The sequence below is a fragment of the Pseudoalteromonas sp. JC3 genome (assembly GCF_030291895.1).
In the GTDB taxonomy this organism is placed as follows: Bacteria; Pseudomonadota; Gammaproteobacteria; order Enterobacterales; family Alteromonadaceae; genus Pseudoalteromonas.
This window is the reverse complement of sequence record NZ_CP127856.1, coordinates 1,187,802-1,205,822: the sequence shown is the minus strand read 5'-3', so window position 1 is coordinate 1,205,822 and position 18,021 is coordinate 1,187,802. Positions and strand designations below refer to the sequence as shown.

Genomic DNA, 18,021 nt, shown 5'->3' with positions numbered 1-18,021 from the left:
AATCGATTTATGTTAGTTAACTGTCGCTTCCGTTACGAGCGGTATCACTTCTTCTGTTGATGCGCCTTCAAGAACAGCGTCTTCCTTCTCAGAAAACAGATACTTGTCGAGCCACTGCTCTTGCTCCCAAAGCACATGTAAAATACTTTCTCGTGCTTTATACCCATGGCCTTCTTCTGGCAACATCACCAGCCTTGCATTGGCACCTAAACCATTCATTGCAGCAAACATACGTTTAGACTGCATAGGAAAAGTACCTGAGTTTGGATCTTCCTCTCCATGGATCATCAACATAGGTTCATTGATTTTTTCCGCGTGGAAGAAAGGCGACATGCTGGCATAGACGTTTTGCGCTTCCCAGAAGTTACGCGGCTCACCTTGGAAACCAAATGGCGTCAAGGTGCGATTATAAGCCCCGCTTCGTGCAATGCCAGTGGCAAACAAGTCACTATGGGCGAGTAAGTTAGCCACCATAAATGCTCCATAAGAATGCCCTGCAATCGCAATGCGCTTAGGATCTGCTATACCTTTTTCTACTAAGGTATCAACAGCAGCTTTCGCACTCGCAACCAATTGCTGCCTAAATGTATCATTTGGTTGTGTGTCGCCTGCCCCGACAATCGGCATCGTCGGATCATCAAAAACAGCAATACCTTTTGCTAAATACGGCATTGGCCCCCAATAGCCAATATATGGGAATTGATAAGGCGATTCACGCACCTGCGAAGCAACGGCTTTATCTTTAAACTCAAGCGGATAAGCCCACATCAACACAGGTATACGGCCTTTTGATGGGTCATAATCTGTAGGAAGATAAAGATTACCGGATAACTCAACGCCATCATCACGTTTGTACTTGATTTGCTCTTTTACAACACCTTTAAATGCAGGATAAGGGTGCGCAAACTTAGTTAGCTGCTCCAAAGTATCAAACTGTAAGTCACGGACAAAAAAGTTGGGTTGTTCTTGGCGTGACTCACGCACGGTAATAAAGCGCATACCTTCGTCATCTAACATTGCACGCACTCTTTCGTAATAAGGTTCGCTCGACTGCCAAATACGAGTTGAAGTATTGGTTTTTACGTCAAAACGATCTAAAAAAGGAATATTACCTTTCTCAGATGCACCGTTGCCCGTTAAAAACAAATACCTGCCTCCAACTAACTTCAATACTCTTGAACCTAAATCACTATTTTCATATACAAAGTTGCCAGGATCTTTGTATGCATCATTATAACTGCGCTCTGAAAACACCATGCGATTTTGCTCTGGATTACGCGGAGAAAATACAGAAGAACGAATACTGCGATCGGCAAAGCGCCATTCATTCAAAATCGCAACATTGTTATCAGCCCATTCAATACTTGAAAAACGACGCTCTACTTTTGCGAAAAGTTCAGGTTCCTTTTTGAATGGCGAACTAATCGTATAAAGGTGGTCATGATAGTCAACCTCCACACTCATATCCCCACCATCTTGCGCTTCGGCCCATATCAGTGTCGCGCCATGGTCGTCACGCCATTGGATCTTTCGAGGCCCTTCTCTCACGCTATCAAAGCCCGCAGGCAGTGCGTCGGCTAGTGGTTGTCTTGCAACTTCAAATAATGGATAGCCACGCATTCCCCACACTTGCCATACCGCTGGAAAACGGCTGTAAGGCACTTGGAATGAGAAGGGATCTGCCATCATACCAACCACTAGATTGGTAGAGTCTGGCGAAACAGAGAAATGTTTAAGATACGTTGGATTACCAATTTGCTGCGCGCTGGCATTCAGATTTAGCTTAATTAACTGCCCCTCAGAATAAAACTTAAATAGCTGAATATCATAGGGACTAGACAATAAATTCTGATAAGTGCGTGTTGATGCTTTTTTGCCAGATGTGGTTTGTATTATTGGCGTTAGGCTGGATTTATCTTTTGCGCTTGGCTGTTTGCCATGATTAATAGCAATATTCGCGATAATTGCAGTACTGTCTGGCAACCACTGGTATGGTGTTGAAGTCACCACGCCATTTAATGTTGATTGAGTAAGCTGTTTAAGATTGCGCTGCTCAATATCGTAAGCCCAAAGCGTAGCACTATTTTCTTGTTCAAGAATAAACGCAAGATAGCGGCTATCTGCACTCCAGCTTGGAGACTTGATCTTGCCTTTAGGTAGACCTGTCACCTTAATTAAGGCACCGGTTGCGACATGTTTAAACTCAATAGAGCTATATTGGCGGCTGGAGGTCCGCATAAAGGTTTGCGGATTGAACTTTATCCCCGCAAGCGCTTGCTCTGGCTGTCCAAGCTCTTCGAGCGTGAGTACCCTATTGCGCTGTAACAATGCCAACCAATTACCATTTGCACTCAATTTAGAGGTTGGGATCAATGGTGCATCAACAAGCTTTGCCAGCTCTGGAGAAGGTGTCATGTAGCCTTGCTCTTGTGCACATACTGTATATGATACGGTAGTCATTAATATGATAAATGTGATTTGTTTTAATAATTTCACTGTATTTACCTATCTTCGGCGTTTAGCAGGTGATCATATAACGATTATCGGGAAATGTGCAGAGATTTGCGATTTAATGCGATGAAAACTTGATGTACACTTAGTCACTTAACCAGCCATAATTGATACGAATTAGCATGAACAACGATAAAAAACTCGCTAAGGTTACCATTTTTGATGTTGCCGAAGAGGCACAAGTTTCTAAATCAACAGTATCCCTTGTCCTAACGCATAGCGATAAAGTCAGCGATAAAAGCAAAGAGAAAGTACTAAAAGCCATCGAAAAGCTGGGGTATGTTTATAATCGCGACGCAGCAGCGCTACGTAGTAAAAAGTCTAATCTTGTTGCAGTTGTTATCAACGACTTAACTAACCCGTACTCTGCTCAGCTTGCTGTTGGATTAGAAAAGCATATTTACGCATTAGGTATGGTGCCTATGCTGGTAAATACAGGCGAAGACTTTAATCGCCAACGCCAAGTGGTTAACACACTTAAAGAATACAACGTTTGTGCTTTTGTTATGGTGCCTGCACCAAGTACTCCACGAGAGTGGCTGGACCAATTGGCTGACTCTGGATTTCCAGTTATTACCATTATGCGTGAAGTGGCCTTCGCGAAAGCCCCCTGTATTCTACCTGACAATAAAAAAGGGACTCACCTAGCAACGACTCACCTCATTGAGCAAGGCATAAAAGACATTGCTTTTCTGGGTGGTACTCCCGAAATTTCAGATTACCATGAGCGACTGTCTGGTTTCCAAAGCGCTCTAAAGCTCAATGGATTAAATGAAGCGCAACCTGCGATCGCTGCTCCAACCAATCGCCAAGGGGGCCGAGAAGCATTTAATACTCTCATCGCTAACCATAAAGAGATAAAAGCTATCGTTTGCTTTAGTGACGTCATTGCATACGGTGCAATTGAAGCCATGCGTGAACATGGACTGGTACCTGGTGAAGACATCAAAGTTGTCGGTTTTGATGACTTGCAAGACTCCCAGCTGATGAAACCCGCATTAACGAGCGTTAGAATTGATGCCGACGACATCGGTAAGCGGACATGCCATACGTTATCCGAAATTTTAAACAAATCGCAACCTGCCGTTAGAACCTTGGTGGATGTGTCATTGCAGATCAGAGAATCATCGTAACTCTTAGCGCTTAGCAATAAATGTAGCGCTGATACCTGCTTATAAAAAATGCAAATATTTGCGGCCAAAACTATAGACATTACTGAGAATCTGGATAGAATTCGCAGCAATCTTGGCCGCCAAATTTACCTATGCAAATAGTCTGTTGCGAATATCAAATTCGTGTGCAAAAACATAACTAAAATCTAGTAAAAGCAATGATATGTACCTTACTAGCAGCGCGTACCCATGATGAGCTCAGTTTGATTTTTTTAATTTCAAACACCATACTTTTTTAACATTTTCGCCAATTCGCTTCACTCAGTAGAATTGGCATTACATATTTAAGGTTCTCTTTCGTTGAATAACGCAACCTTTACAGAGAAACGCCGCTTTATTGTGAAGTTAGGCAAAATGCTTCACAAATACGGTACCCCTGCCTATCGACTCGAAGCACATTTAATGGAAATAGCCACTCACCTAGGGCTAAAGTCTTCCTTTGTCATGTCTCCGACATCTGTCACTTTTGTAATTTGGACCGAAGGTCATGAAGAAGAATATACCCATGTGGCGCGAGTTGATCCCGGCGATCATGATTTAGGTTCATTGGCAGATACGGATGACGTCGCAACACGCGTGTTATCTGGTGAGCTTTCAATCCAAGAAGCTGAACAATGCCTTGAAGCCATTTTGCACGCTAAGCCCCCTTATAATAAGTTAATGACGGGTCTTGCATTTGCAACCTCAAGTGGCGCATTTGCGATGCTGATGGGAACTAGCTGGAATGACGTTTGGTGGTCGGCGCTACTATCGCTTGTGGTCTACATATTCGTGCTTTGGGCAAGTATTTCCAAACGCGTAACACATATGCTTGAGCCTTTGGTCGCCATCGTATCAGCGGTTGCTGCCTGCGCTGTGTCTGTGTACATTGACCCGCAGGTCAACATCCGTTTGGTGGTACTTTCGGCCATTATCGTGTTTATACCTGGCTTGGCGCTGGCGCTTGGGTTTGCGGAATTATCGGCTCGTCATCTAGTGTCAGGCACCGCTAGAGTCATGGACTCTATTATGTTGCTCTTTAAGCTCTACTTCGGTGCATTTTTGGGGATCAGTTTAGGGTTTGCGTTTTTTGGACAAGTTGATTTTATACAACCATCACCATTACCACGTTGGACGGCTTGGCTTGCAGTGCTATTACTTTGTAGCAGCCTAGTTATTATCTTTAGAACAAAGTTACGCCATGCAAGTTGGTCACTCGCATCAGGCTTTATCGCCTACGCAGCCAGTATCAGCTCTGCGGTTTACTTTGATTATGCACTTGGTACTTTTGTAGGTGCATTTGCAGTGGGTGTCTTTAGTAATATCTTTAACCGTGTGGTAAATGCCCCTGCGTCCATTGTTGCAATGCAAGGTTTGATTGTGTTGGTCCCTGGTTCTAAAACCTATATTGGACTTAATTCTTTAATTGAAGGCCAAAGCTTTGTTCATGCGGACCATATTGGCCAACAAACCTTTTTAATATTTATGTCTCTTATCGCTGGCCTTATCTTCTCAAACGTTGTACTGCCACCTAAAAAGAGCTTATAACGCGCAAAAAGAACTGGAAAGGCGACTTTCTAGTTCTTTGTAGTTATGAATGTTAACAAAAAACAAAGCAAAATCACTCTAGTAAACTTAATTTAAACAGCACAAAATCCAGAAAAAATTATTTTATAACCATATATTTCAATAAAATAAGAAAAATTAAAGCAAAAAACCACCAAATTCATAACTATTCATTTCAATTCAAGATTTAACAAACCCCGCTGGTGTTTAATCTTTCTCGAGGTCAACCACAAGTAAGCACTCAAGGGGAATTTATGTTTCGCAATAACAAGAAAAAACTGGCTGTATTAATCAGCCAATCTTTGCTCGGCTCGGTACTTTTTGCACCGGGTCTAGCACTCGCTGAAGAAAACAACAATCAAGAAGCAGCTAAAAATGGTGAAGTTGAAGTTATTCAAGTCAGAGGGATCCGTGGCAGCGTTGTTCAATCACTCAATACAAAAAGATACTCAGACGCCATTGTTGATGCAGTAACCGCCGAAGACATTGGCAAATTTCCAGATCAAAACGTTGCCGAATCATTACAACGAATTACCGGTGTTTCAATCACGCGTAGTTTTGGTGAAGGTGAACGCGTTAGCATTCGAGGCACAGGTGAAAGCCAAAACCGGACCTTATTAAATGGTCAAGCTGTTGGCTCAGCGGACTGGTGGACTAACTCAGCGGCGAGCCGTGGATTTAACTACACAATGTTACCCTCTGAAATCATTTCTGGGCTTGAAGTTTACAAATCACCAGAAGCCGATATTGACGAAGGCTCTATTGGTGGAACCGTGATTGTTAGAACACGTAAGCCGCTTGATTTAGAAGCAAATAAAATTGCAGGTTCAATTATCGCACAGCACAGCGAAGTGTCAGGTGAAACCGACCCGCAACTTTCCGCTATGTACAACTTTAAGACCGATGATGAATCTTTTGGCGCCTTAATTTCTGTCGTGCGCCAAGAGCGCAACTTACGTCGTGATGGTATTGAAGCGTGGTCTTGGACCTATCGTGATATCACACTTGAAGACGGTACCGTCGTCGACAATGTCTACAGCCCTGGCGGTGGCGGCTCAGCAATGTTCTCACAGCAGCGCGTGCGCACGGGTATAAACCTCGCCTTGCAATATCGTCCAAATGAAAATATGGACATTGTATTCAATGCGTTAGACTCTACACTTGAAGCCGACAATGAAAACCAAAACTTCCTGTGGTTACCCGGTTACGGCGGCTCACAATATACTGACATTACCGTTATCGACCACCCCGTAGTTGGAAAGATGGCCGTCGGCGGGACGCTTGGCTTATCACCAGATGGTAATAACATTCTGGATGAGACCAAAGTACGTAACTCTGAGCTCAAAACCAAATCGTACGACTTAAAAGTTGAACATCAAGGGCAACTTTGGGAATCTTCATATCACTTAGGTTACACAGAAGGTTCGGGTGGTTCACAAGCGGATCGCTCCGTTGGTTGGGAAGGCAACTATGTTCACAGCTTTGATGCGTCACAAGAGGAAGACGTAAAGACCAGTTATGCTGCCGATCCAAACGATGGTGATAAATGGAATTTAGGCTTTTTACGTTATGACAGCAATGATGCGAAAGATGATGAAACTTATTTTCAAGCCGATTTTAAACGCCCAATTGATGTCGCTATCTTTAACCAGATCAAAGTAGGCTTTAAATATCGTGATCACAGTCGTTTTAATACCAAACACACAACGGATAATCGTACCGACTTAAACTGGAGTCTAGCTGATTACTCTAAAGCCATGCCTTCTGATTACCTTTCAGGCATAGGCTCAGCAGGCACAACGCGCAGCTATGCAATCACTGATTCAGATAAAATACGCCAAGAAGGTGATGCGCTGGGTTGGAATTACCGAGTATTGAAGGCCAGTACTTTCGATATCAATGAAAAAATTACCGCAGGCTACATTAAAGCGAATCTGGATGCAGATGGTCTACGCGGTAATTTAGGCGTAAGGCTTGTAAATACCAAACAAACCTCATCCGCGTTTGCAGGTGAGTCCGGTGCTGAGGTATGGACAACGGAAGAAAAGGACTACTTCGACATTCTTCCAAGCATTAACTTGGCAATTGACTTAGATGACGATTTATTAATGCGTTTTTCTGCGGCACGAGTTATGTCTCGCCCAGATTACGCCGATATGACAGCATCAACCTCATACAACCTAGAAACACAAACCGGCACTGGCGGTAATCCTGACATCGACCCATATAGAGCGACGCAGTTTGATACCGGAATCGAGTGGTACTTTAGCGATGCAGGTCTTTTTTCTGCGGTATTTTTCTACAAAGACATTCAGTCGTTTATCGAGAGCCAACCAGCACTTGAAACTCACGAAGGTAAAGAAGTGCTGATCAGCCGCCCTGTTAATGGGAAAGCAGGCCGCATTCAAGGCCTAGAAGTGGGTTATCAACAAGAGCTATACGAAGGTTTTGGCGTTGCAGCTAACTATACCTATGTAGATGGTGAAGCCAAAGATGATGAAGGTAACGACATCACTATCCCAGGCAACTCTGAGCATACCGTTAACTTGAGTTCTTATTATGAAAACGAATTCATTAGTGCCCGTATCTCATACAACTTCAGAACAGGGTATGATACAGGTCGCGACTGGCCAGGATACATTGACGATTATGGTCAAGTAGATGCCAACCTTACCTATAACTACAATGAGAATGTGGCATTTATTCTTGAGGCCATCAACTTGACGGATGAACATACATTTAGCTATCAGGAAAAGGGAGTTGAGCAAGCACTAACGGGTGTCTATGCCGATGGAAGGCGTTTTAGCGCGGGGGTTAGATTTAACTTCTAACACCGAATAGCGAATGAAACTTTTACCGCTAAATCTGGTCTTATTAGTCGTAAAGAAATAGTTTCATGACTCGAATTAAGTCGCTTCCAAGCTAACACAGGTTCGACTTAGTAAACTCCCTGCCCGGAGTTCCAAAAAGCTGGTAGCGTTTGCTATCAGCTTTTATTATTTAAATTTCCCTTATATTGTGGTTATATAGCCTATTAAAAATGGCCACAGCAACCCCAAAGAGCAGTCCGAGGATGAGTAATCAATAAAATGCGCAACAATCTCATTTCTGGGCTTATTTTTTCATTTTTTCTGAGTATAAGTTGGCAGACAAAAGCCGATCTTTATGATGCTACCCTCGCCTATCAGAATGAAGAATTCACTCTTGCATTTTCTGAATTCAATCGCCTAGCTCAGTTAGGTAATGCAGACGCCATGTATAATCTTGGGGTGATGTATTTGTACGGTCAAGGAACCGAACAAAGTGCCACAAATGCCTTTTCTTGGTTTTCATTGGCTAAAGAGTTCGGTATTGCTGAAGCCTTTCAAACTGCGCAACTCGTTTTGCAGCAGTCCGACGACCAAAGTGGCCTAAAAGATTTCGTAACACTTCAAAAAAATCGTTTGGCAGACACCTACTTACTTGATTCAACACTTGCCCGGCTCAAACAACCCAATATCGTTTCTACGCCGAGTAAAACTCACGATGTATTACCTGACTATCCTGATGAGGCCGTACGACAAGGGGTTGAGGGCTGGGTTTGGTTAGAGTTTGATATCGACCAAAGCGGTAAGGCAACCAATATTGAGGTCGTAGATAGCTACCCCAAGCACATATTCACCGCTAGCCTGTTAAATGCTGTAGAGAAGTGGCGATATAGTGGACCAAAGCATGCACACACGCTGATTTACCATTTTGCGACATATAAAGGCGAGCAATATCGCGAAACCTTAGCCATTCAAAAGAAGGCCTACGAAAAACAGCTAAAGCAGAATATCGACGCTGCAGAACGTGGTGTGGCGCAAGTACAATACTATATTGCTAACTGGTTGAGTATGAAAGATTACAACGCGTATCAGCTGCTGCGCTATCACTGGCGCGCTGAAGAACCAGAAAATGAATTATATTTAGCCGCAGCCAAAAATGGCTTGGACTTGGCACAATATCGTTTAGCAACTCAACTTATCAATGTGGGAGAGCATCGACTTAGTGTACTTTGGCTTGAACACGCAGCACAAACCATGGATATCGCAAAATATCGCTTAGCACGATCACTACTTACAAACACAGAGCTGCAAGATACTCAACGTGCGCTACAAGTACTTACCGAAGCTTCGAACAACGGCCATTTGCGCTCCACACTTCTATTAGCAAACACTTATTTAACTCGTCTCAACGACAAAACTCAGGCAAAGGCTTGGCTGCGTCATGGTCTCACCATCGATCCCGAACACCCTGAACTGCTGCTACTATCTGCCAAGCTTACAGATAATCAGGCAGAGGCCAAGAAGCTTGCCTCACAAGCATTGAAGTCGGCATCACAGCGCAATTGGAGTAGTAAAGCAATACGCTTATTCCAGCAAAAGCTAGCTAACTAACTGTACCCAACCAGGGCTTCGTAACATTGATGTCTTCATCGGTCACCGTACTCCAGTAATACTATGTCACTTTCATAGTTGTTGATCCGATTGAATACTACATGACTGCCATCAAAGCTTGATAATACCTGTAACTCGGTAAACCCAGCGTAAAGGTGTAACCCAATTGGTTGAATTTCTTCGACCTTGTTTTCACTACTTAAATAACGATAAAGCACCAATTGGTGGCCTCTTTTCAGTACAAAGTAAACCCCATCTCGATATACTGCAGGCTGATAAAGAGATAAAGACCCACGTAACTGCTCTACATCAAATGTCTCAGTGAGCGCAGTAATTAGGTATTCCCTAACTTGTTCTTTATACCCCACAAAGCTAGGGTTCTTTTGAGTAAGAGGTAAATCAGGTGAGTGCGTTACCAGAGGTTGTTGCTCACTGCGCCCTTGAGATACGGTAAATTGCCATGCCTGCCATTTTGCTTCCGCCGAGAGCTTCGCTCGATAATACAGGTTTCTACCATCCTGTGACCAATGCAAGTCGGCAATTTCGGCAAAGTTATCAACTACTTTTTTCACCTCTTTAGTAAAAGAGCTTATTAAATACACTTTGTGCGACTTTGATAATACGGCGAGATATTCGTTATTAGGCGACAGCAATAGCAAAATAGGCACTTCTCCCAGCGGCATAGTACCAAGCAAACTCGACGTTGGCCGAAAAGCATGTTTATGCCACAGCTCAAATTGTGGCGCATCGTTATTTTTGGTTGTCACCGAGGCATACACAAAATGTGCGCCATCATCAGACAATGCGGCAAGTAGGTCCATTCGAGCGGGCGACGTCAACTGCTTTTGCTGTGCTTCGCTTTGTGCGTCTACAGCAAGCTGATAAAAGTTAATTTCAGCCACGCCCTCAGTGTGCGCCGAAGCACGCAAGTTCGCATTGACATCAATCTCAGATATCGCACCAAATCCGGAGTATAATAACTGTTGCTCACGACCTTTAAGTACACTCAAGTTTTGTTTGGCGATAATAACCGTATCGTCCTCATAACCATGACTCAATGCCGAAAAAGACTGCTTGGAGAGTGTGGTGGTTTGGCTTTCAAGGTCCCCAAGTTGCCCCAGATTAAGCCGATAAACGCCCTGCTCTTTTACCTGATACAACAGCGTTTGTTGGTTAACTTGATAATGTGTTACATCGCGAATAGGCAACGCCGTGGTGTTGAGCACTTTAGGTTGATTATCCGCAAAAGTGACCGCTACAGATTGCAAATAGGTCCCAGCTTTATCCCAAGACTTAGTGATAAAATGGCCCGCTCGATATTCTAGCCAAGGCGCTGAGTCTTGTGCACTATTACAGCTGCCAAGCACGCTATCGCGCGCTAGTCGCCACATTTCTATTGGACCTTTAACGTGTAACGCCCGTACTTCACAGGAAACCGGATCCGAGCGCGAATAAATCAGCCAGTTACCATCTAAAGACCAACTTGCTGACTCTTCACTATAACCGCTGCTTTTTATCGTATGGGTTGTTTTAGTCTCAAGATCATAGACCGCCAAATCAAATTGATCGGCTCCCTCAGCTAAATAACTGTAGGCTAAATAGTTACCATTTGGAGAAAAGCGCACAAAGACTTCAGCACCCGGTGAGGACGTGATCCGAGTTGCAGTGACGGGCTGCTGTTGCAAGTCACTTTGCCACTGCTTGGTAATAAAAACGCCAAGCAAAGTCACCACAAGACCCATAAAAAACCCGAGCAGCGCAAATTGTGCGCCACGCCCACGAGACAGCTCCTCTACTTGCTCAAGTAGCGTCGGGGCTTTTTCAATTTGTGCAATACATTGATAACCTAGGCGTGGTACCGTTTTAATTATTTTTGGCTCGTTTGAACTGTCACCAAGCAGCTTACGTAGCTGTACCACCAGCTGGCTAACAGAGTTATCACTGACGATAGTACCGGGCCATACGATATCTAAGATGGCATCTCTGGTAACAACCTGTCCCTTGTTAGCAATCAATAGACGTAATAATGCAGCATGTTTCGCTTCGATGCTTCTCCAAGAACCGTCAACACACACAGATAAATTGCTCAGGTCGACAAGTATCTCATTGATTAAAAAACGTTTTTCTAGGTTTTCAACCATCAACTACTAAAAATTTGTAAAACTATGGTTAGGCTCGTAATAAAAGCGTATTATGAGTATCAACTAAAGGTAACTTACTCGTATTATAAGTTGAGCACAATGTCAGAATTTCTCATCCGAACAGTTTCTTGTAGCGCATTCTTTATCACAGCTGCAAGTTATGCCGTTGAGCAAAATCAGACAGCTGAAAATACCATAGAACGCATCGAAATCCGTGCCTTCCATGACAGCGTTGTCAAGTCTCTCAGTAATAAACGTCACAATCAACAAGTTTCAGATACGATCAGTGCTGAAGACATAGGTAAGTTTCCAGATAAAAACGTCGCAGAGGCGCTGCAACGGATCACCGGTATTTCACTCTCTCGAGCACAAGGTGAAGGTGAGCGGATCGGCGTGCGAGGCACAACCCCCGAGCAAAATAGAACTTATTTGAATGGTCAATATCTCGCCTCCGCTGATTGGTGGATCTCAAGTCAGCCAAGCCGAGGCTTTAATTTTACCTTATTACCCAGTGAAATCGTCTCTAGCCTTGAGGTGTTCAAAACACCACAAGCTATGCAGGATGAAGGGTCATTAGGTGGTGCAATCAATATAAAAACCCGCGACCCTCTGCTTACGCCTTCAGGCTATGGCGTTGTAACGGCCCAGTTCCAATACAGTGACTTGAGCGATAAACTCGACCCACAATTATCTGCAATTTATAACTACCATAGCGAAAGTGGCGACTATGCTGTACTTTTTACCGCAACACGACGAGATCGCAGCCTCAGACGCGACGGCCTAGAATCGTGGGGGTGGCACGATAGAACATTATACCAAGGTGAAGGTGATACTTGGTATGCCACCCAGCAGACCCCACAAGACAAAAGCCAGACGTTATGGTTTCCAGGAGGTGGGGGTTCCGCGATTTTTCAGCAGCAAAGAGAGTTGCAAGCTTATACAGTCAATGCCGCATTCCAGCTTTCCCCACGGCTTAGGTTAAATAGCCACTTACTTTATTCTCATCTAAACGCAGACAACAACAATCAAAACTTTCTCTGGCAAAGTGCAAAGTCTATTGACCTAGGCGGCGGGGTAACCGATTTACATGTACAAGATGGTACTTTGGTGAGCGCCCACTATTTACCCACAGCTGCGCCGTTCAATACCAGCATGGAAGCCATTTGGCGAGATTCGCAGATCAGCACTAAAAGTGCTCATCTAGACTTAGTCTATGACGGTATTTATTGGTCGAGCCAATTTCAAGTGGGTCTAAGCCACGGCTCAGGTGGCACCAAAGAAGACGTCACGTCACAGTTTTCTGCTAACACCCGCTTTCATGTTGATACGTCAATGCAAAAAAACATTATCGCAAGTTATGGGGCTTCTCCGTTAGATGCGGCGAGTTGGTTTATCACCGAAGCTCGAAATGACAGCCAAGATGGCAAAGATAAATCATACTTCGCGCAAGCCGATTTTGCGTACGATATCGACTTTAAACAGGTCGACGCGATTAAATTTGGCATTAAACTCAAGGACCATCAACGGGACTTTTTGCGCTATCGCTCAAAAGATGGAGGGCTTGATGGTCTAGCCGGCGAGCTTGGCACTACACTGGCCGCCTATCCGGGCACTTTTGTGGATGATTATTTGCGCGGCGTAGGTAGTGCAAACACCTTAAAAAACTACAGTTATGCCGATATTACACTGCTCGCCAAAGACTTCGATACGCTCAATTTTGAACAAGAGATAGAAAAAGCCAGTCGTTTTCATATTACAGAAAAAACCGCCGCCGCTTACGGTCAAATGCAACTCGCTGGTGAATCCTATGCAGCCAACATTGGGGTACGGGTGGTCAAAACTTTTCAAGACTCTGCCGCATTTAAACGTGTCGCCTCCCCCATCGAAGCGCCCGACAGCTATGTTTGGCATGAAGAATCTCGGGATTACATCGATATTCTACCCAGCGCCAATATCAAGTTTGATTTAAGCGAAAGTCTGGTTGGCCGTTTTTCCGTTGCGCGCGTCATGTCACGAGCGCAATTTCACCACCTTATGCCCTCAACCAATTACAACGTGACCCAAGCTCAAGGACAAGGTGGTAACGCCAGCTTAGATCCATATAGAGCGGCGCAGTTTGATGCCAGCCTTGAGTGGTACTTTGACGATGCAGGACTCGCCTCAATCGCCTTATTTAACAAAGATGTGGAGTCTTTTATTGAGTTTGAGCGAAAGCTTGAGCGTCATGAAAGCATTTTGATGTCTATCGATAGGCCCAGTAATGGCGCTGGCGGCAGTATCCGTGGCGTTGAACTAAGCTACCAGCAGACACTTGCGTACGGATTTGGGTTAATCGCCAATTACACCTATGTTGATGGAGAACGTGACAACGCTGACGTTGGCTTACAGAACAAAGTGCCAGGCACCTCAAAACACAGCGCTAACCTCACCGCTTACTACGAGAACCACCAATTTAGCGCAAGGCTTAGCTATAATTATCGAACCCAGTTTGCCACCGGTGTAGGCGAGACCATGATGGATAACTACGGTCAGTTAGACGGCAGCCTCACGGTGAAATTAAGTGATAACCTTGATGCACAATTTGAGTTTATTAATTTAACCGACGAACAAATCTATACCTATGACCGCAATGAGTACGCACCAACAGGGGTATATGTGAATGGTCGGCGCTACTACGCGGGGCTAAGGTACCAATTCTGATTTGCATGATAATTGCGCCTGTACAAACCCTAAGAATAAATCTAGCTTTGCAGAGTGCTCTCGTTTCACTTTATATATGGCATGCAAAGTAACTTCAGGCCTATTTTGCTCGGGAAACAGCTCAACCAAAGCGCCCGAATCAATATCCCGTTGGCAGAAATAAGACGGTAGCATGGCAATCCCCAATCCTGCCAACACCGCCTCTCGAATGTGAAAGCGACTGTTCGCTATCAAATTACCTTGCAAAGCATAACTTCGAGTTCCGTCATGCCAACTATCTTCAACATGATTAAGTTTTGATAACAACATGTTATGCCTACTCAGTTCGTCCAATTGCTCGGGCTTCCCATGCGCCGCCAAATAACAGGGAGCAGCAACAAAAGTCGAGTTTATATTGATTAATTTCAAGACATAAAATTGACTGTCTTTAAGTGCAGCAGAGAGCCTAAAAGCGACATCAATCTCATCTTCGATTAAATCCTGATTTGCTGCAGTAAACATCAGCTCTAACTTTATTTGTGGATAGCGCTTTTGAAAATCGATACAAATTTGGCTCAGTAGCATACGCCCTATCGTATTTGGAAAGGTTATTTTTAGATGCCCGGATTGATGCACACCAACTTGTTCAACTTCCTCTTCCAAATCGCGTAGCGCGCGAAGGATCTTTTTCCCTTTTTCATAAACCAACTTACCGGCATCAGACAAGGCGAGTTTACGGGTTGTTCTATTTAAAAGTACTTGTCCATAAGACGACTCTAGCTGCGCTATCGATTTACTCACCGCTGAAGTCGTGGTACCGAGCTGCTCTGCAGCTCGACTGAAGGAGTGTTGCTCAGCGACACAACATAATATTTTAAGTAAGTGAAGTTTATCGTATTCCTTTCTCATTATTTCCTCTTAGGAAAAAGTATTTACACCAAATGAATATATATTAACTAAAAATAAAAAGTAAACTTAACTCAAAAGAAAACAAAGGACATCAACATGATCACCACGTCGTGCCACTGCGGCCAGATCCACTATCGTATTTTCATCACGACAACAGCCAACGAAATATGCACTGGTGTGCAGTTTATTCAGGCTCATGGTCTGATCGAAAACCCTTGTAAATCTCTCGAACGATTTGTGGTGCCGCATTCGAAAGCTCAAACCATCCAAGAGCATGGTTTTTGCAAACACTGTGGTGCTTCTATCTACATCATGGATGACAAAGGCAACATTTCGTATGCACTTAATCACCTAATGCCGTTTCAGGCTGATTATTCAGGCGCGCTGAATTTTGGCCTATAAAAGATAACGGTTTTGCTTTATCAGACTTAACCGACAATTAATCGCAAACATTGGTTTTTATTCTGGTGACAAGTAGAATGCCTAAAAACTTCATCTTGAAGTTACAACAAGTGAATGAAAATTTAGGATAAATAATGAAACTACTTAAGTCTGCTTTGGCTTTAGCAATGGGCTTCACCAGTGCTGCAAGCCTCGCAAGCGATACCATCACTATTGAAGACATCCCAAAGATCCAATCGGTAAGCTCAACGTCGGTGAGTCCTGACGGCGAACTCGTTGCTTTTACTCGCTCGGTACCGCGCGAGCTTTACGTTGACCAAAATGGTTCTAATTACAGTGAACTTTATGTGGTTGACGACGAAGGTGTAGAGCGCCCATTTATCACCGGTAAAGTGAGCATATCAAGCATCTCTTGGTCGGCCGACGGTCAGTTCATTTATTTCCTAACCAAGAAAAAAGAAGACAAGCAACGCGCCCTTTATCGCATCGCGGTAAACGGTGGGGAAGCACAGAAAGTGCTTTCACTAAAAGGAACTGGGATCTCGGCTTATAGTCTAAGCCCTGATGGCAAACAGGTTGCAATCCTTGCAATGCCAGCTGCCGATAAGTCAGAAAAAGAGCTGAAAAAGCTAGGTTTTATGGCTGAAGTGTATGAACTGGGTTTAAAAAACAAACAGCTTCATATCATTGATCTTGCAGCGTCAGAAAAACCATTGACCCCAGCGGCACTAAACATCGAAGGTTATGTTAGTGAAATAAACTGGGCTGACGATGCCTCTAAATTACTGGTAAAAACCCAGCCTACAGCGCTTATTGATGACAAGTATATGAAGTCACAATGGCATGTACTTGATGCAAAAACACAACAAATTACCACTTCGTTCAAAACAGAAGGTAAGCTTGGTACCGCAGAGTTTTCTCACGATGGTAAATACATCGCGATTTTAGGCGCTGAAGACAAGCATGATCCGGCAACTGGTCGCTTATACCTTGCCGATGCACAAAGCGGCAAAGTAGAAGAGTGGATCCCAAACTTTATGGGTCACATCGGTGATTTTGAGTGGTCAAACCGCAAAAACCAGCTGACTTTTGTCGCAAACGTCGGCGCTGAGAGTTTTGTTGGCCAAATTAAAGTTGGCTCAAACAAATACAAGAAACTTATCAAAGAAGGTAAGTTTATCGCATCGAATCTATCTATCTCTGACTCAGACAAAACCATTGCCCTACGTGCAAATACAGCTAAGCACCCAAATGAAGTGTTTGTGATCCGCTCAAGCAAGGCAACTCGTCTATCAAACTCAAACCCGTGGTTAGACAACAAACGTTTTGCAAAACAAGAGGCTATTAACTTCAAAGCCCGCGATGGCGTTGAAATTGGTGGCGTATTAATTTATCCACTTGATTACCAAGAAGGTACACGTTATCCACTGATCATGTCGGTGCACGGTGGTCCTGAAAGCCACGATAAGAATGGCTGGCTCACGAGCTATTCAGATCCGGGTCAAATGGGCGCAGCACGCGGCTATGCGGTATTCTATCCAAACTACCGTGGTTCGACAGGTAAAGGCGTTGATTACTCAAAACTTGGCCAAGGCGACTACGCAGGTAAAGAGTTTGACGACTTAGTAGATATGAAAGAATACCTAGTCAATACCGGTTTAGTAGACACTAAGCGTGTTGGTATTACTGGTGGCTCTTACGGCGGTTATGCCTCAGCTTGGGGTGCTACAAAACTAACCGAACACTTTGCAGCAAGCGTGATGTTTGTTGGGGTAACGAACCAACTATCTAAGTTTGGTACTACCGATATCTCAAACGAAATGTACTTAGTGCACGCTCGCTCTTACCCTTGGGATAAGTGGCAGTGGTACCTAGAGCGCAGTCCGATTTACTGGGCTGGTCAATCAAAGACGCCATTACTCATTATGCATGGTAAAGATGACCCGCGAGTACACCCAGCACAGTCTATGGAGCTATATCGCTATATGAAAGTGCAAGGTAAAGACGTACGTCTAGTTTACTATCCAGGCGAAGGTCACGGTAACCGCAAAGCTGCGGCTCAATACGATTACAGCTTGCGCTTGATGCGCTGGATGGACAACTACCTAATCGAAGGCAAAAAAGACATGCCAGATTATGAAATTGACCACGCGGCGAAGCTAAAAGCCGTTAAAGACGCAAATAAATAAGTAAGCAAGCAGCTTATTGTTTGGGGCGCGAATTTGCGCCCTTTTTATCAAGGAA

General features: G+C 44.1%; 10 protein-coding genes. 7 read left to right on the top strand and 3 right to left on the bottom strand.

Features of this window, described 5'->3' with window-relative positions:
• Window positions 1-12 precede the first annotated feature (12 nt).
• Complete coding sequence (locus QSH61_RS23855; protein ID WP_174169411.1) at window positions 13-2,496, bottom strand: S9 family peptidase; 2,484 nt, start codon at window positions 2,494-2,496, stop codon at window positions 13-15.
• A 137-nt stretch (window positions 2,497-2,633) separates the two neighbouring features.
• Here QSH61_RS23855 and QSH61_RS23850 point away from each other — a divergent pair, with 137 nt between their 5' ends.
• From QSH61_RS23850 to QSH61_RS23835, 4 genes are all read left to right on the top strand, one after another.
• Window positions 2,634-3,644 carry a LacI family DNA-binding transcriptional regulator gene (locus QSH61_RS23850; RefSeq protein WP_039491211.1) on the top strand — a complete coding sequence of 337 codons (1,011 nt, stop codon included), beginning with the start codon at window positions 2,634-2,636 and terminating at the stop codon, window positions 3,642-3,644.
• Window positions 3,645-3,983: 339 nt separating this feature from the next.
• Window positions 3,984-5,210 (top strand): threonine/serine exporter family protein, encoded by a 1,227-nt coding sequence (locus tag QSH61_RS23845; RefSeq protein ID WP_206472407.1) that lies wholly within the window; start codon window positions 3,984-3,986, stop codon window positions 5,208-5,210.
• A 272-nt stretch (window positions 5,211-5,482) separates the two neighbouring features.
• A complete protein-coding gene (locus QSH61_RS23840) occupies window positions 5,483-8,059 on the top strand; it encodes a TonB-dependent receptor (RefSeq protein ID WP_174169412.1) in 2,577 nt (858 codons plus the stop codon).
• A 258-nt stretch (window positions 8,060-8,317) separates the two neighbouring features.
• Window positions 8,318-9,646, top strand: coding sequence for a TonB family protein (locus QSH61_RS23835; RefSeq protein WP_206472409.1), 1,329 nt, complete (start codon window positions 8,318-8,320; stop codon window positions 9,644-9,646).
• Between the two features lie 35 nt (window positions 9,647-9,681).
• On the opposite strand, the gene QSH61_RS23830 is transcribed toward QSH61_RS23835, so the two are convergent.
• A complete protein-coding gene (locus QSH61_RS23830; RefSeq protein WP_206472411.1) occupies window positions 9,682-11,787 on the bottom strand; it encodes a winged helix-turn-helix domain-containing protein in 2,106 nt (701 codons plus the stop codon).
• A gap of 99 nt (window positions 11,788-11,886) precedes the next feature.
• Here QSH61_RS23830 and QSH61_RS23825 point away from each other — a divergent pair, with 99 nt between their 5' ends.
• Window positions 11,887-14,487, top strand: a complete 2,601-nt coding sequence (locus tag QSH61_RS23825; protein WP_206472413.1) for a TonB-dependent receptor — start codon at window positions 11,887-11,889, stop codon at window positions 14,485-14,487.
• Here the strand turns inward: QSH61_RS23825 and QSH61_RS23820 are convergent.
• Window positions 14,470-15,375, bottom strand: coding sequence for a LysR family transcriptional regulator (locus QSH61_RS23820; protein WP_174169416.1), 906 nt, complete (start codon window positions 15,373-15,375; stop codon window positions 14,470-14,472). The two genes, QSH61_RS23825 and QSH61_RS23820, sit on opposite strands and share 18 nt — an antisense overlap.
• Before the next feature lie 96 nt (window positions 15,376-15,471).
• On the opposite strand from QSH61_RS23820, the gene QSH61_RS23815 reads away from it, so the two are divergent.
• Window positions 15,472-15,777, top strand: a complete 306-nt coding sequence (locus tag QSH61_RS23815; RefSeq protein WP_206472415.1) for a hypothetical protein — start codon at window positions 15,472-15,474, stop codon at window positions 15,775-15,777.
• Window positions 15,778-15,911: 134 nt separating this feature from the next.
• A complete protein-coding gene (locus tag QSH61_RS23810) occupies window positions 15,912-17,966 on the top strand; it encodes a S9 family peptidase (RefSeq protein WP_010604264.1) in 2,055 nt (684 codons plus the stop codon).
• Window positions 17,967-18,021: the final 55 nt, after the last annotated feature.